Genomic DNA, 16,870 nt, shown 5'->3' on the forward strand with positions numbered 1-16,870 from the left:
TAAGAACCTTTGGTAGATAACAATTTTTTTATGTTTTGTTGAAGCATTAATACAATAATATCATAAAAATACGACTTTCATATGTTGATTTAAATTAATGAAAAGTGGGTATATATTTATTGATGTAATCAAATATGCTATCATTAATAATAGTGATGTTAATAATTTATTGAGGTGAAACAGAATGTGGAATTTTATTAAAGGTTTATTTAAATTTGTATTCGGTACAATCCTAACTGTATCATTAGCAGCAGGCATTGGTGCAGTTGTATTTGCTTATATTTTCAAAAAAGACTTTGAAGATATCGAAAGCAAAACAAAAGAAATTATTTCAGATATCGAATCTAATAATTAATTGATTGAAAATGAATAGGTTTTTTACTTTGAACTGTCGATAATGTTATCGACAGTTTTTTATGCTATTCATATCGCTTGTATGCCCTATAGAATACTTGACTATGCTTAAATATGGTTGGCTAACTAGTTATCTATCGTGATTTTTGTAATATCAAAAAGGGACAATTTGATTGTGTTTGAAGTTTTTAAAAGGTATCCTTCTAAAAACATTTGCGTCATATCTATATTTTTAATTTTAACAGTTATATTTTCTAGCCATCCGTCTTTATAATATTCAACATGTACAAAAGTATCTGAATGTAAGGCTTGATGGAGTTGTAAATTAAGTTCGTTTAGCTGGTCATCTGACAGTATTGGACGATCAATTTTATTTTGATCTATTAAATATTGTTGAATACTTTCGAATTGTTCAGGTAAAGTAGCAAAGGGCGCCCATTTGACCATGCCACGGCCTTGCGGTATGTTGGGATTCAACTGTTCTCTAGGTATTTTTCTATAATCTGTTTCTTGATTCTTGTAGTCATTCACTTATTATCACTCCAATCAGTATATATCCATTATACGAACATACGTTCTATTTTTCAAGTGGTTAAATCATTATATTGTCTTTGCCCAAAATCTTTATTAAAATATGAGTATAATAATATGGAGGGGTTTACATGACGACAACAGGTTATATTGGTACATATACAAAAAAAGAAGGTAAAGGGGTTTACCGTTTCCAACTAGATGAAGAAACTGGCAAGATAACGGAAGTTAAAACAGGCTATGAACTAGAAGCATCAACATATGTAAATCAACATAATCATTTTTTATATGCTGTAACTAAAGAAGGCGATGATTGTGGTATTGCTAGTTTGAAAATAGAGTCAGATGGTACATTAAGTCTGATTAACAAATGTCTAGCGTCAACTGCTGGAAATGGTTGCTATGTATCTGCATCACCGGATGGAAAATATATATTCGAAGCAATTTATGGTGCTGGTTTAGCAAGAATTTATGAAGCAAATCCAGAAACAGGAGAAATTGTTCGTCTAATACAAGAATTAGCGCATGATTATCCAACTGGTCCTTCTGAAAGACAAGAGCAACCACATGTCCATTATCTCAACACAACACCAGATGAAAAATATGTTGTGGCAATGGATCTAGGTACAGATAAAGTGATTACGTACGAATATAGAGATGACGGTTTAAAAGTATACGATACTATAGATTTTGAGCCTGGAGATGGCCCAAGACATATTACGTTCCATGAAAATGGAAAATATGCTTACGTTGTACATGAGTTATCAAATATCGTAAGTACTTTAAAATATGAGAATGGTCATTTTACTGAAATCGAAAGACATTTAACAATTCCAGAAAACTTTGATGGTGATACTAAATTGGCAGCAGTGAGAATATCGCATGATCAAAATTTCTTATATATAAGTAATCGCGGTCATGATAGTCTTGCTATATTTAAAGTAGGAGACGAGGGTGCAACAATTTCATTAGTAGACATCGTTAAAAGTGGTGGAGAATTTCCACGTGACTTCAATATAACTGAATCTGATGATTATTTAGTTTGTGCACACCAAGAAGGCGATTATGCTCTGACCGTTTTTAAACGTGATAAAGTTACTGGAAACATAGAAATCGTTGATAATCAAGAAACGGCACCAGAAGGTGTTTGTGTACAGTTTCTAAGATAATATACTTTGCATTTTTATTATGAATGGTGTTATAATGCAGTTAACAAATAGTGTACTAACATGATAAACACCGAGCCCGGTAGCTACTACGAATAGCTATCGGGCTCTTTTTGGTGTATTGGCGCTGCCGTCGTCAGTCGTCAGTCACGATTATTCAGCCAATAAGAAAATAATGTGACAATAACACCTACTACGATAGGTGCTATAAACGTTACAAATAGTGTACTGAACATGATGTCACCTCCTTCCATGCTAAAATCAGCACAGAAGTAGAACGACGACTTTTCAATTATATCATTTGTAGCATCTTAACCATAGAAGATAAAAGGGAATCGTTTGTTTAAAATCGTCGATGACATAAAATAGGAAAGTAATCATGAAATAGAAAATAATATGCTTAAGAACATCCAGGCCAATACTTAAGTAGTGACTATATAACATAAATGAGAGTGGAACAGAAATTATAAAATAAAGATTTCTGTTCCACTCTCATTAGCTACAGTTTATAGTCCAAGCCTATAAAAAGGTGTTTATTATTTATTGAAAAATGTTTTAATATACTTAAATTTTCCTTTGTAAGGTGGAAAGAGTAGGCTTGACTCTAATCGAGTTGATTTAAATATATAAGATTTATCATGACTGAATGTGTCAAAACTAAATTTGCCGTGATATTGACCAATACCGGAAGCACCAACACCACCGAATGGTAAGTTTGGATTTGCTAATTGCATCAATGTATCGTTGATAGCACCGCCACCAAAAGAAATTTCATTTAGAACACGTTCTGTTGCGTTTTCATCTTCACTGAATAGGTAAAGGCTGAGTGGCTTGGGTTTCGTATGAATTAAATCAATCGCTTCATCAAAATCGTCATAAGTAATAATTGGTAGTATAGGACCGAAAATTTCACCTTCCATAATTTTATCATTAAATGTAATACCATCTAATAAAGTAGGTCCGATATAGTTTTCAGCTGAATCAGAATGGCCACCAAAAACAATTTCCGATTTGTGTACACCTAATAAATCGTTTAAACGGTCAAAATGCGTTTGATTTACGATACGTCCAAAGTCAGGACTTGCTTGTATTTCTTTACCATAAAATTCTGTTATTGTATTTTTTAAAGCTTTAATCAAGTCTTCTTTGACTTTACGGTTTACAAGAACATAATCTGGAGCGACACATGTTTGGCCAGCATTAGTGAATTTACCAAAACTGATGCGTTCACTAGCGACTTTGATATTAGCGGTTTCGTCTACGATGACAGGTGATTTGCCACCTAATTCTAAAGTGACAGGTGTTAAATTGGTACTTGCTGTTTGATAAACAATTCTTCCAACGCGTTCGCTTCCGGTGAAAAAGATATAATCGAAGGGTAAATGAATCAGTGACTGTGTAGTATCGGCGTCACCTTGGCAAATACTGATGTATTCAGGCTCGAACACATCTTCAATAATATTTTTTACAACTGCTGACACATGTGGCGTGAATTCCGAAGGTTTAATGATTACAGTATTGCCTGCAGCTATAGCACCTATAAGCGGTTCAATAAGCAATTGGAATGGATAGTTAAATGGCCCAATAATTAGTACTGTGCCATATGGTTCTTTAACAATATAACTTTTGGTAGGAAACATATAAAGCGGTGTATTAACCTGTTTCTTTTTAGCCCAGTTTTTTAATTCTTTACGAGCCGTTTTGATATTTTTTAAAGTAAAGCCGATTTCTGTTGCATAGGCTTCTACTTTGTTTTTACCTAAATCTTCTTGAAAAGCATTTAATAATGCATCTTCATGATTTTTAATACTTTTGCTTAGGAGCTTTAGTTGTTTTTTTCTGAATTTAAGATCCTTGGTCGCATGTGTATTAAAATATTGTTTACTATTATGGAAAGTTTGTTCTATTGAATTCAAATGTATTCCTCCTAGTACGAATGGGTGTCCAATATACTTATATTGATAAAAAACTGGAACATATCAACTATGTCCCAGTATAATGAATTGTAAAAACTTAATATGTTGAATAAATTGTACGAAGTGTTGTGTTAATAAAGATGTATTACTTCGTTAATGCTTCTGTAATTTGTGGTACAACTTGTTTTTTACGTGAAACGACACCTGGTAAGAAGGCAGTATTATTATCAAGTGTTACATTGAAGGCAACGCCGACTTTATCTTTTTCGGCGCCAACAACAAGAATTTTAGAATCACTATTAATAATGTCAGTAACAACTAATACAAATAAATCATATTTTTCATTGGCGCTTACTTCAAGCATTTCTTTTTCTAATTCTTCTTGGCGTGCAAATACTTCATCAATATCTACTGTATTTACTTGACCAATACGTGTAACAAAATCTCCCATATTAAATGATTTTGCGTCCATAAATAAAATATCAGAAACAGATTTATCTTTTGTAGAAGCACCAGCTTTTAACATTTCTAAGCCATATGATTCTAAATCAACATTAGCAATTGATTTTAATGCTTCTGCAGCTTGTACATCTTGCTCAGTACAAGTAGGTGATTTGAATAATAGACTATCTGAAATAATTGCAGATATCATTAAACCAGCAATTTCAGGTTTGATTTCAAATCCACGTTCTTTATACATTTTGTATAAAATTGTTGCAGTACAGCCAACTGGTTCAGCACGGTAATATAAAGGTGCTGCAGTTTCAAAGTTAGCTATTCTGTGATGATCGACAACGTGTTGAACAGCTGCATCAGCAATTGAATCAGCACTTTGTTGGAATTCATTATGGTCAACTAAAATGACATTTTGATCGGCTAAATCATCATTTAGTAACTCTGGTGCAGTTACATTAAAATGATCTAAAGCATATTGTGTTTCAGGGCCTACTTCGCCTAAACGGTATGCAGTAGCCTCAGCATTACCTGTTTGTTGTTCAAAATCTGCCATGATAATAGCAGATGAAATTGCATCTGTATCTGGATTTTTATGTCCGAAAATATAAGTTTTTGCCATATCTAAATTCTCCTTATTTTAAGTAGTTAATGTTATTCTAGCATGATTTCGCATTGTTATTCTACTTCAGCACCTAGTGAATTTTTAAAATGATCTAATGCCCACTCGTGACCTGAAGGATTAAAGGAAGCGACACCTCTATGTGAAATGGAAATACCATATCCTAAGTTGTATGCGCTGATTGCAGTATGGAGTACACAAATATCCGTACAAACGCCAACGATTTCTAAATGATTAATATTTCGCTCACGCAACATTAAGTCTAAAGGTGTACCGCAAAATGAATCATAACGTGTTTTATCTAAATAGTGGATATGATCGTTAAATAAAATATTTTGATAAATATCATTTACTTTACCATAAAGTTCACGACCAAACGTACCGATGATATTATGTGGTGGAAACAACTTACTTTCAGGATGATATTTATTTTCTTCATAATGCAAATCCATCATAAAAAAGATATCAGATTGCTTTTTGTTATAAACTTCGATTCTTTCCACTATGTAGCTTTCAATTTGTTGACCTGGAAATCCACAAGTTAATTTTCCATTTTCAGCTACAAAATCATTTGAATAGTCTACTACAATTAACGCACTTTTTTTCATATTATGGTTACACTCCCAATATTAAATATAATAGTAATTATATACTAAGATGATAAATCATTAAAGATATAGTAAACGCGTTTAAAAAAACATATTTATGTTAATTATTAAGTAATAACGATGAAAGGAACTGGCCTATGATTATTAATGCAAAACAATTTGGTTTAAAAGGGGAACACAAATGGGCAGATACACGTGCAATGCAAAAAGCACTCAATTATGCAAAGAAAAATAAAGGAACAACGATATATGTGCCTCAAGGAGAATATCATATTCGCAAGCCGCTTGTGATATATGAGGCAACAACATTACTTTTAGATGATAAAGCAATTTTAAAAAGATGCGGTAAAGATACATTATTGAAAAACGGACGTCGTTTTAAATCGTATTATGGTTATAACGGAAATAGTCATATTCATATAGCAGGTGGCACGTTTGATATGAATGGGTACGACTACCCTTATAATAATACGACGATGTGCATGGGACATGCATGTGACGTTCAAATTGTGGATGTTACTTTTAAAGATGTGGTTGGAGGACATTGTTTGGATGCATGTGGAGTGAACGGTTTGTACATCAATCAATGCAAGTTCTTAGGTTTCAATGATCCGGATGGCACAAGATTTTTTTCTGAAGCGGTGCAGTTAGATATACAAGTTTCAGGTGCTTTTCCAAAATTTGGTGCAACTGATGGGACAATTACGAAGAATGTCATAATAGAAAATTGCTATTTTGGTAATTCAGAAACACCCGGTATGCAACCTTGGAACCGAGCAATTGGTTCTCATGCAAGCCGTTATCATAAATACTATGACAATATTCATATTCGCTATAATGTTTTTGAAAATATGAAACAATATGCACTCACACCATTGAAAAATAAAAATACGTATATTCACCATAATGTTTTTAAAAATTGTGAGGGCGGTATACGCTTTTTAGCTGTAAAAGATGGGAAAAATGCGAAAGATATGAAAGGTAATGAAAGGGGGACACAAGCAGGAAACAATTTAAATATTTTCCAAAATCAATTTATAGGAGAAATGCGTAAAGAAGCTATACGTATTCAAAGTTATAATAATATCAAACATGAAAATATCGTTATAGCAAAAAATGAATTTGATCATGAGTCACAAAGCGTGTATTTAAAGGATATCAAACATCTTTACATATCTAACGAAGCCGATATCAGATTCAAAAAAGTAAATATAGATTGATTATCATTTGTAAATTGAATAATAAATAATGGTGATGTAAACGATTTAAAATTATAAACCAATTTGAAATATATTATGTTATACTCTAATAAATTATTGTGAATATTCTGATAATAATTTAAAGGGGGAGCTTGATGAATAATTTAAATAAAGGGGATATGAGAAGGTCGCAGTATTTGATGTTTTTCTCAAATAAAAAAGAGAATAAATCTTATAATGTTGGTCAATTAGTAGGGTTAATTTTAGGTCCTTTGCTCTTTGTACTAACATTGTTGTTATTTCAACCTGACAATTTATCTGATAAAGGTGTATTTGTCTTAGCTATCACATTATGGATTGCCACTTGGTGGATTACCGAAGCGATTCCAATTGCTGCTACAAGTTTATTACCTTTGATATTACTTCCAGTTGGTCATGTGCTCAATCCAGAAGAAGTATCTGCTCAATATGGTAATGACATTATTTTCTTATTTTTAGGGGGCTTTATTCTAGCTATTGCAATGGAAAGGTGGAATCTACATACTCGGGTAGCGCTCCGAATCATTAATACATTAGGTACGAGTACAGGAAGAATATTATTAGGCTTTATGATAGCAACCGGTTTTTTATCCATGTTTGTTTCGAACACTGCAGCGGTTATGATTATGATACCTATTGGTTTAGCAATTATTAAAGAAGCAAATGAATTGAAAAACGGAGATACAAAACCTGAAAGTATTTCTAAATTTGAGCAAGCATTAGTCTTAGCGATAGGTTATGCAGGTACGATTGGTGGTTTAGGTACATTAATTGGAACACCACCATTAATTATATTAAAGGGGCAATATCAATCAGCTTTTGGTGAAGAAATTAGCTTTGCAAAATGGATGATTATTGGTGTACCAACAGTCATCGTCTTACTGTTTTTAGTTTGGATATATATTCGTTACATTGCGTTTAAACATGATATGAAAACATTGCCAGGTGGGCAAGATTTAATTAGAAAAAAATTAAGTGAACTTGGAAAAATGAAATATGAAGAGAAAGTAGTATTGATTGTATTTTTACTTGCTAGTTTTTTATGGATAACACGAGAATTTTTATTAAAGCATTGGACATTCACTTCAGAAGTTGCTGATGGGACGATTGCCATGTTTATATCTGTCTTATTATTCTTAATTCCTGCTAAAAATAAAGAAAAGCATAAACGTATTATAGACTGGGAAGTAGCTAAGGATTTACCATGGGGAGTATTAATTTTGTTTGGTGGCGGTTTAGCACTAGCAAAAGGTATCTCAGAAAGTGGTTTAGCGAATTGGCTAGGAGAACAATTAAAGTTAATTGAAGGTGTCAGCCCATTGGTTATTGTGCTTGTAATTACAATTTTTGTCTTATTCTTAACTGAAATCACATCCAATACAGCTACAGCTACAATGATATTACCGATCTTAGCCACATTATCTGTCGCAGTTAATGTGCACCCATTGTTACTCATGGTTCCTGCTGCTATGGCAGCAAATTGTGCATATATGTTACCAGTAGGAACGCCTCCGAATGCCATTGTATTTGGCACTGGCAAAATCAGTATCAAAAAAATGGCATCGGTTGGTTTTTGGGTGAATTTATTAAGTATTGTCGTAATCGTGTTGGTTGTATACTTCTTAGTGCCACCTGTTTTAGGTATAGATGTTACACAACCATTGCCATTGAAATAAAAGAAGCGTTTGTAACAAAACTTTGTTACAAACGCTTCTTTTCATATTCAACATGATAACAAGATGAAGTTTTGCTATGAAAACATCTAAACAGTTGTATGGGACAGTTACTAGCAAGAATTAATTGAGTTTATTAAAGGTACCTATAATCGTGACTTGAAAGTCTAAAGTATTAAGTATCTTTATCACTTTTGAAAGGTCTTCGGAAATAGGTGTGTCTGCTTGAACGAAAAAGTGATACATACCTAATTGCGTTTTTAATGGACGAGATTCAATCCAAGACAAGTTAATATTAAATAATACAAACGTATTTAATATACTGGCTAATAGACCTGGTTTATCAAATTTCGGTGTAATTAATAACATCGTGTCGGTTGCTTGTTCGATGTGTTTTGGTTGATTACTGACGACTAGGAAACGAGTGACGTTATGTGGATAATCTTCAATGTTTTGTGCAATTGATGTATAGCCATAAGCTTCACCGCTACCTAAAGGTGCGATTGCACCAACATTTTGTGAAATTTTATCTAAACTTTTAATTGTACTGTCTACATAAGCAATATCAAATCCATGCGCTTGTATATATTGGCTGGTTTGACTAATAGCAGGCCCAATTGAGTATACTGTTGAAATATCATTTACGGTTGCGTTTTCTGAACCATATAAAGCAAATTGTATATCTAAATGAAGTTCACCTTGTGTATATATATTCTGTTGTGTTAATGCGTCGGCTACGATATTAATCGTACCTTCTATTGAATTTTCTATAGGCACAACAGCAATACTTTGACTATCTTCTGAAACAGATGCGACGACTTCGTATAAATTAGATTTTGGAACAAATTCAATTTCTGATTCTGATTTATATTGTGTCGCAGCTAAATAAGAAAATGTGCCCTTTGGTCCTAAATAATAAAGTTTCATGTAATGTAACCCCTTGTTTATCTAAATATAGTGAATCATTTAATGGAATGGACAACCTGAGTCTTCGGTTTTTTTATAAAAGAAATTAGGTTCTTTCATCACATTTTTGTATCCGTGATGATAATTGGGCACCAATGTGGGAGACAAAGAGGGTGCTAACCAAGACCATTTACCAGTAACTTCTCTATCGTGTTTCGTTTCATTCATTTCGAATCTTTCAAATTGTTTAGATGCTGTTAAATGATCGACGATAGAGACGCCAGCATTTTTAAAAGAATGATACACAGCATCGTTTAATTCAACCAATGCACGATCTTTATTGAAAGAATTATTTTTAAGTGTATCAAATTCAAATGCTTCTGCAACACTTTCTAACAAATTATAGCGATAGACATCAGTAAAATTACGAACGGCAATTTCATTTACCATATACCAACCGTTAAATGGCGCAGTAGGATAAGTGATGCCACCAATTTTTAAATCCATACTTGAAATAATAGGGACGGCATACCATTTTAAACCGAGTTGTTGCAGTTTGGGGAATCTGTCATGTGTAATAGATACTTCTTTAATTAAATTTTTAGGGTATTCATGATATTTTATTTTGCTATTCGGCATTTTGTAAATTAAGGGCAAAATATCAAAATGTGTATACTGACCTTGCCATCCAAGATGTTGTGCTAATTTGGTAATCTTTTTCTCAGCTGGATCTCCACATGTTTCGTACCCTGCGTATCTAATTAATTGATTGTTATAAATTTGCGGGGGGTTATCTTTTGAGAAAATTGTGATGTAAGGTTTGATTCTTCCATTATTAGTCGCAATGTCAATATGGTTTTCAATTGCTTCTATAAATTCATCTTCACTTTGTATGTGTCTTGCATCAGACACAGTTAAAGAATCCCAAAAAAATCGTCCGATACAACGATTGGAATTTCTCCATGCCATTTTGGCTCCATAATTCAATTCTTCAAATGTATGCTCATAAGTGCCAGTAGAAAGGATAGCTGACTCAATTTCAGCAATTCGTTCTGTTATTTTATTTTTATCATAATTTAATTCATTATACATGGTTTCTATAAAAGACTTAGCTTCATTTAGCATTAAAAACACCTCATAAATATTATATATCATTTTTAAATTTATAAAATGATAAAACATATAACTGTTATGACTTTGTCGTTAACCATGTCACATTTTAAACAAATTTTAAATAAATAACTGATATCTTTACTTCTATTTTGAATTCGTAAATCAGTCCTATTTAAAGTGCTAACAATACTTCATTTATGCTAAAATGATGGAAAAGCTGATTGGAGAGATGGTTGTGTACCAATATGAAGATGATACATTAGTGTTGCATAATGATTTATATCAAATAAATATGGCAGAAAGTTATTGGGATGATGGGATCCATGAGCGTATGGCAGTGTTTGATCTATATTTTAGAAGTATGCCATTCGATAGTGGGTATGCAGTGTTTAATGGATTAAAACGTGTTATCGAATATATTAATAATTTTCATTTTTCAAAGTCAGATATTGAATATTTAAAATCAATAGGGTATCAAGACGACTTCTTAAATTATTTGAAAAACTTGAGTTTTACTGGAAGCATACGTTCAATGCAAGAAGGAGAACTTTGCTTTGGAAATGAGCCATTGCTTAGAGTAGAAGCACCACTCATCCAAGCTCAATTGATAGAAACAATGCTTTTAAATATTGTTAATTTTCATACATTAATTACGACAAAAGCAAGCAGAATTAGACAAGTTGCACATGATGATATGTTAATGGAATTTGGTACGCGCCGAGCGCAAGAAGCAGATGCAGCATTGTGGGGAGCTAGAGCTGCATATATAGGAGGCTTTAACTCAACTAGTAATGTACGCGCTGGTAAGTTATTTGGGATACCTGTTTCAGGGACGCATGCGCATGCGATGGTTCAAACATATGGTGATGAATACATAGCATTCAAAAAGTATGCTGAGAGACATCAAGATTGTGTGTTTCTAGTAGATACCTTCCATACATTAAAATCTGGTGTGCCAACAGCGATTAAAGTTGCTAAAGAATTAGGCGATAAGATTAATTTTGTTGGTATTCGACTAGATTCAGGTGATATTGCCTACCTCTCAAAAGAAGCACGACGTATGTTAGACGAAGCAGGATTTACTGATGCAAAAATTATTGCATCTAATGACTTAGATGAACAAACGATTACGAGTTTAAAATCACAGGGCGCTAGAGTAGACTCTTGGGGTGTAGGAACTAAATTAATCACGGGTTACGATCAACCAGCATTAGGTGCTGTTTATAAACTCGTTGCTGTAGAAGACAGTGATGGATCATACGTTGACCGCATTAAGTTATCAAATAATGCAGAAAAAGTAACGACACCAGGTAAGAAAAAGGTGTATCGCATAATAAATAAAAAAACGAATAAGGCAGAAGGAGATTACATTACTTTAGAACATGAAGATCCATACGATGAATCGCCTTTGAAATTATTCCACCCAGTACACACATATAAAATGAAATTCATAAAATCATTTATTGCTAAAGACTTACATCATGACATCTTCATAGATGGAGAACTTGTATATGATTTACCAAATGAAAATGAAGCACAAGCCTATTTGAAAGATAGTCTCGCATATTTATGGGACGAGAATAAACGTCACTTAAACCCACAGGAATATCCGGTTGATTTAAGTACGTTATGTTGGGAAAATAAACACAAACGTATCTTTGAAGTTGCAGAACATGTTAAAGAGATGGAGGAAGAAAATGAGTAATTTACAAGATATAGTTGTGAAAGAAATGAAAGTGAAACCATCGATTGAAAGTAAAAGTGAAACACGACATATTATCCAATTTATAAAAAACTATGTTCAATCGCATTCGTTTATTAAATCTTTAACACTAGGTATTTCTGGTGGTCAAGATTCAACTTTAGCAGGTAAATTATGTCAATTAGCAGTAAACGAACTGAAAGAGGACGGCAATGATTGTGAATTTATAGCTGTTAAACTCCCTTATGGTGAGCAAAAAGATGCTGCAGAAGTAGAAGACGCATTAACTTATATCCAACCAGACAAAATTATAACTGTAAATATTAAACCAGCTGTGGATCAAAGTATTCAGTCGTTGAAAGAAGCTGGTGTGAATCTAACAGATTTTCAAAAAGGCAATGAAAAAGCAAGAGAACGGATGAAAGTTCAATTTTCTATTGCTTCTAACCAAAAAGGGATTGTCGTTGGTACGGATCATTCCGCTGAAAATGTCACAGGCTTTTACACAAAATATGGTGATGGGGCTGCAGACATTGCACCTTTATTTGGTTTGAATAAGCGCCAGGGGAAACAGCTCTTAGCGTATTTAGAAGCGCCTAAGCATTTGTATGAAAAAACGCCAACCGCTGATTTGGAAGATGACAAACCACAATTGCCTGATGAAGAAGCATTGGGTGTAAGTTATGATGATATTGATGATTATCTAGAAGGCAAATCTGTACCAAGTGAATCTAAAGAAATAATAGAAAATCATTATATAAAAAATGCGCATAAACGAGAATTAGCTTATACAAGATACACATGGCCTAAAAATTAATTTAATTCCGATAACTTTTTAGTGACAAACGAAATCGTAGTTGATAAAATTACTTGAATTTAATGTAAGAGAAAGGAAAATGGTCATGTCAGTAATAACATCTAATCCATGGTTAATGGTTTTAGCAATTTTTATTATAAACGTTGCTTATGTGACGTGTCTTACAATGAGAACAATCTTAACACTTAAAGGATATCGCTATGTAGCTGCCATTGTCAGTTTCTTAGAAGTACTTGTATATGTTGTTGGATTAGGTATGGTCATGTCTAGTTTAGATCAAATTCAAAATGTGTTCGCATACGCTTTTGGATTTTCAATTGGTATCATAGTAGGCATGAAGATAGAAGAAAAACTTGCGCTTGGCTACACTGTTGTAAATGTGACATCATCAGAATATGAGTTAGACTTACCAAGACAATTAAGAGATTTAGGTTATGGTGTAACCCACAATACAGCATATGGTCGAGATGGCAAACGCTTAATATTACAAATTTTAACGCCAAGACGTTTTGAATTTAAATTAATAGATACCATTAAGCAAATCGATGAAAAAGCATTTATTGTGGCATATGAACCACGTCAAATACACGGTGGTTTCTGGGCGAAAGGTGTTAGAAGTAAAAAACTTAAGCAATACGATACGGATGAAGTTGAAAGTATATGAAAAAACAGCAAAAATTTAAAGTCGCAGATAACGAGACGATTCAAGATTGCTTACAACGTATGCGTGAAGCGGGGTATGCGCCGGTCAAACGGTTCGAAAAGCCAATTTATAAAGAGAATAAAGATGGCAGTTTAGAAGTATTGAAGCAAGAAATTGAATTTGTAGGAAAAATGATAGAGCAATAATTTATGAACCGTTATGGATCATCGTATCCGTAGCGGTTATTTTTGGAATGTGTAAATATTTTATAAAGATGACTTAAAAGCCTTATACTTTTTAATATAATTCTGTTAAACTATTACTGAAAAGGTAAACACGAACTTTTAGTCTGAATTATTTATTAATGTACATGTTTTAATGGAATCAAACTAAATTTATGTATGATAGGAGCTTATTTCAATGATTGAACGTTATTCTAGAGAAGAAATGTCTAATATTTGGACGGATCAAAATCGCTATGAGGCATGGTTAGAGGTAGAGATACTTGCATGTGAAGCATGGAGCAAATTAGGTGATATTCCAGCTGAAGATGTTAAGAAAATACGTGAAAATGCTAAAGTAGACGTCGCTCGCGCACAAGAAATTGAACAAGAAACACGTCATGATGTAGTTGCGTTTACAAGACAAGTTTCTGAAACATTAGGTGAAGAGCGCAAGTGGGTCCATTATGGTTTAACTTCAACAGATGTAGTTGATACTGCATTAAGTTACGTCATCAAACAAGCAAATGAAATTATTGAAAAAGACTTGGAACGTTTTATTGATGTATTAGCACAAAAAGCGAAAGACTATAAATATACTTTGATGATGGGACGTACACACGGTGTTCATGCTGAACCAACTACTTTCGGTGTGAAAATGGCCTTATGGTATACAGAAATGAAACGTAATTTAGAACGTTTTAAACAAGTAAGAAAAGAGATTGAAGTTGGTAAAATGAGCGGGGCAGTTGGTACATTTGCGAACATTCCTCCAGAAATTGAAGCCTATGTGTGTGAGCATTTAGGATTAGATGCCGCACCAGTGTCTACGCAGACACTACAACGTGATCGTCACGCATATTATGTTGCAACATTAGCTTTAATTAGCACTTCAATGGAAAAATTTGCTGTAGAAATTCGTAATTTACAAAAAACAGAAACACGTGAAGTAGAAGAAGCATTTGCAAAAGGTCAAAAAGGTTCATCTGCCATGCCACATAAACGTAATCCGATTGGTTCAGAAAATATCACTGGTATTGCACGTGTAATCAGAGGATACGTTACAACAGCATATGAAAACGTGCCATTATGGCATGAAAGAGATATTTCTCATTCATCTGCAGAACGAATTATGTTACCAGATGTAACCATTGCATTAGATTATGGATTGAATAGGTTTACAAATATTGTAGAAAGACTAACTGTCTTCGAAGATAATATGTTAGCGAATATAGATAAAACATTTGGTTTAATATACTCTCAACGCGTATTATTAGCATTGATTAACAAAGGTTTGGCACGTGAAGCTGCATATGATAAAGTACAACCAAAGGCTATGGAATCTTGGGAAACAAAAACACCATTTAGAACTTTAATTGAAGAAGATGCAACAATTACAGACTTACTAACAAAAGAAGATTTAGATGAGTGTTTCAATCCAAAGCATCATCTAAATCAAGTGGATACAATTTTCCAAAGAGCTGGTTTAGAATAATAAAATTTTTCAAGTGAAATCGTTACACTTTAATGTACTAATACGTTAAAATAAGATTATATTGAAAAATACAGGGGTTGTTTTAAATGCAAATAGAAAAACTTAGAGGAAAAGCATTAGATGAACTGTTCGATGCAATATTGACACTTGAAAATAGAGAAGAGTGTTATGAATTCTTTGATGATTTATGTACAGTGAACGAAATCCAATCATTATCACAACGATTACAAGTTGCAAAAATGATTAAACAAGGTTACACATATGCAACCATCGAACAAGAATCAGGTGCATCAACAGCGACAATTTCTCGTGTGAAGAGATCACTACAATGGGGTAATGATGCTTACACGATGATTCTTGATCGTATGAATATAGAAACGGCCGATTAATGATTTAAACCATAAATTTTATCAAATGACGACTAGGTATAGTAACCAAAGTCGTCATTTTTTTATACAATGATGGATTTGATTTTAAAATATGAGATATTATAACGATTTGATTGTCTGGCATTTTGTATTATTTTTGCGGTTTATAACATTGAAGAAGGGTAATGAAATATGTAGCAGACATTTATGAAAATGGGATTCCATTTTAAAATAGGCGATGGTTTTTATAGAATGAAAGGAAGAGAGCTATGTCAAAAAAAGTGATGCTTTTTCTGTTCATTTTAGTATGTTTATGTCTTATTGTTATTTTTATTATGATTCTATCAGCTAATAATTTTAAACCAACTAATGACAATATTGGTAAACCCAAGAATGCCTTACCACTCAAATATGAAAACAATGGTGTAACTTATGTCAATGGTCATGTCATTGTGAATAAACAACTTGCACTTCCGGCGAAATATAAACCAGGCGAAAATAAAATAGCTAAAAAGCAACTAAACAAATTATTGAAGCAAGCAGAAAAAAGAAATTTAGATTTGACCATGACAAGTGGATATAGAAATTTTGAGAATCAAGAAAAAGTGGTAGATACTTTTGTTGAGAAGGATGGTAAGCAAAAGACAACTAAATATGCTGCTAAACCTGGACATTCTGAACACCAAACAGGTTTAGCATTTGATGTAGGAACAAGCCAACCATTAAATGATTTTCATACAGATTTTGAAAAAACTAAAGAAGCACAATGGTTAGCTAAACATGCAGCCAATTATGGTTTTATTATTAGGTATCCTAAGAACCAATCAAAACAAACTGGCTATGCTTATGAACCATGGCATTTAAGGTATGTAGGACCTCAATTGGCAAAAACAATCAATGAGAAAAATACAAATTTAGAAAGCTATTACCATCTTAATAAGTAATATCAAGATGATGCAAAATCACCTCAGAAATTTGGGGTGATTTTTTCTTCAGTATTTTAGAACTCGAGACATAAAAATGATATAATCATATGTATGCTAA

General features: G+C 33.0%; 18 protein-coding genes. 11 read left to right on the plus strand and 7 right to left on the minus strand.

Annotation, left to right across the window (positions count from 1 at the left end):
- The first annotated feature begins 184 nt into the window (after positions 1 to 184).
- Complete coding sequence (locus KA893_RS11710) at positions 185 to 355, plus strand: hypothetical protein (protein ID WP_002482806.1); 171 nt, start codon at positions 185 to 187, stop codon at positions 353 to 355.
- A 125-nt stretch (positions 356 to 480) separates the two neighbouring features.
- Here KA893_RS11710 and KA893_RS11715 read toward each other — a convergent pair whose 3' ends face one another.
- Positions 481 to 885, minus strand: a complete 405-nt coding sequence (locus KA893_RS11715; protein ID WP_075340054.1) for a YolD-like family protein — start codon at positions 883 to 885, stop codon at positions 481 to 483.
- 131 nt (positions 886 to 1,016) lie between these two features.
- On the opposite strand from KA893_RS11715, the gene pglS reads away from it, so the two are divergent.
- Positions 1,017 to 2,054, plus strand: coding sequence for a 6-phosphogluconolactonase (gene pglS, locus KA893_RS11720; protein WP_075340055.1), 1,038 nt, complete (start codon positions 1,017 to 1,019; stop codon positions 2,052 to 2,054).
- Between the two features lie 140 nt (positions 2,055 to 2,194).
- Here the strand turns inward: pglS and KA893_RS11725 are convergent, their stop codons facing one another.
- From KA893_RS11725 to KA893_RS11740, 4 genes are all read right to left on the minus strand, one after another.
- A complete protein-coding gene (locus tag KA893_RS11725) occupies positions 2,195 to 2,287 on the minus strand; it encodes a type I toxin-antitoxin system Fst family toxin (RefSeq protein ID WP_075340056.1) in 93 nt (30 codons plus the stop codon).
- Between the two features lie 300 nt (positions 2,288 to 2,587).
- Positions 2,588 to 3,967 carry an aldehyde dehydrogenase gene (locus KA893_RS11730; RefSeq protein WP_210125829.1) on the minus strand — a complete coding sequence of 460 codons (1,380 nt, stop codon included), beginning with the start codon at positions 3,965 to 3,967 and terminating at the stop codon, positions 2,588 to 2,590.
- A 145-nt stretch (positions 3,968 to 4,112) separates the two neighbouring features.
- Positions 4,113 to 5,042 carry a manganese-dependent inorganic pyrophosphatase gene (locus tag KA893_RS11735; RefSeq protein ID WP_210125831.1) on the minus strand — a complete coding sequence of 310 codons (930 nt, stop codon included), beginning with the start codon at positions 5,040 to 5,042 and terminating at the stop codon, positions 4,113 to 4,115.
- A gap of 56 nt (positions 5,043 to 5,098) precedes the next feature.
- Positions 5,099 to 5,650, minus strand: coding sequence for a cysteine hydrolase family protein (locus KA893_RS11740; RefSeq protein WP_002482811.1), 552 nt, complete (start codon positions 5,648 to 5,650; stop codon positions 5,099 to 5,101).
- 137 nt (positions 5,651 to 5,787) lie between these two features.
- Here KA893_RS11740 and KA893_RS11745 point away from each other — a divergent pair, with 137 nt between their 5' ends.
- A complete protein-coding gene (locus KA893_RS11745) occupies positions 5,788 to 6,870 on the plus strand; it encodes a glycosyl hydrolase family 28-related protein (protein ID WP_011302753.1) in 1,083 nt (360 codons plus the stop codon).
- Between the two features lie 134 nt (positions 6,871 to 7,004).
- Positions 7,005 to 8,564 carry an SLC13 family permease gene (locus tag KA893_RS11750; RefSeq protein ID WP_037538103.1) on the plus strand — a complete coding sequence of 520 codons (1,560 nt, stop codon included), beginning with the start codon at positions 7,005 to 7,007 and terminating at the stop codon, positions 8,562 to 8,564.
- Positions 8,565 to 8,684: 120 nt separating this feature from the next.
- Here KA893_RS11750 and KA893_RS11755 read toward each other — a convergent pair whose 3' ends face one another.
- Positions 8,685 to 9,488 (minus strand): prephenate dehydratase, encoded by an 804-nt coding sequence (locus tag KA893_RS11755; RefSeq protein WP_002482814.1) that lies wholly within the window; start codon positions 9,486 to 9,488, stop codon positions 8,685 to 8,687.
- A gap of 39 nt (positions 9,489 to 9,527) precedes the next feature.
- Positions 9,528 to 10,592 carry a nitric oxide synthase oxygenase gene (locus tag KA893_RS11760; RefSeq protein WP_011302756.1) on the minus strand — a complete coding sequence of 355 codons (1,065 nt, stop codon included), beginning with the start codon at positions 10,590 to 10,592 and terminating at the stop codon, positions 9,528 to 9,530.
- Between the two features lie 223 nt (positions 10,593 to 10,815).
- Here KA893_RS11760 and KA893_RS11765 point away from each other — a divergent pair, with 223 nt between their 5' ends.
- From KA893_RS11765 to KA893_RS11795, 7 genes are all read left to right on the plus strand, one after another.
- Positions 10,816 to 12,285, plus strand: a complete 1,470-nt coding sequence (locus tag KA893_RS11765) for a nicotinate phosphoribosyltransferase (RefSeq protein ID WP_037538105.1) — start codon at positions 10,816 to 10,818, stop codon at positions 12,283 to 12,285.
- Positions 12,278 to 13,099, plus strand: coding sequence for an ammonia-dependent NAD(+) synthetase (gene nadE, locus KA893_RS11770; protein ID WP_002482817.1), 822 nt, complete (start codon positions 12,278 to 12,280; stop codon positions 13,097 to 13,099). Before KA893_RS11765 ends, nadE begins: the two co-directional genes overlap by 8 nt.
- An 85-nt stretch (positions 13,100 to 13,184) precedes the next feature.
- Positions 13,185 to 13,763: a DUF2179 domain-containing protein gene (locus tag KA893_RS11775; protein WP_037538142.1), complete on the plus strand. Its 579-nt coding sequence runs from the start codon at positions 13,185 to 13,187 to the stop codon at positions 13,761 to 13,763.
- Positions 13,760 to 13,948, plus strand: a complete 189-nt coding sequence (locus KA893_RS11780) for an NETI motif-containing protein (RefSeq protein WP_002482819.1) — start codon at positions 13,760 to 13,762, stop codon at positions 13,946 to 13,948. The genes KA893_RS11775 and KA893_RS11780 overlap by 4 nt, the downstream gene beginning before the upstream one ends.
- 214 nt (positions 13,949 to 14,162) lie before the next feature.
- Entirely contained in the window at positions 14,163 to 15,458 is a 1,296-nt protein-coding gene (gene purB / locus KA893_RS11785) for an adenylosuccinate lyase (RefSeq protein ID WP_041079959.1), read from the plus strand.
- Positions 15,459 to 15,544: 86 nt separating this feature from the next.
- Entirely contained in the window at positions 15,545 to 15,847 is a 303-nt protein-coding gene (locus KA893_RS11790; protein ID WP_002482821.1) for a YerC/YecD family TrpR-related protein, read from the plus strand.
- A gap of 248 nt (positions 15,848 to 16,095) precedes the next feature.
- Positions 16,096 to 16,770, plus strand: a complete 675-nt coding sequence (locus KA893_RS11795; protein ID WP_145437480.1) for a M15 family metallopeptidase — start codon at positions 16,096 to 16,098, stop codon at positions 16,768 to 16,770.
- Positions 16,771 to 16,870: the final 100 nt, after the last annotated feature.

Source organism: Staphylococcus sp. GDY8P126P (assembly GCF_017891965.1).
GTDB classification, from domain to species: domain Bacteria; phylum Bacillota; class Bacilli; order Staphylococcales; family Staphylococcaceae; genus Staphylococcus; species Staphylococcus saprophyticus.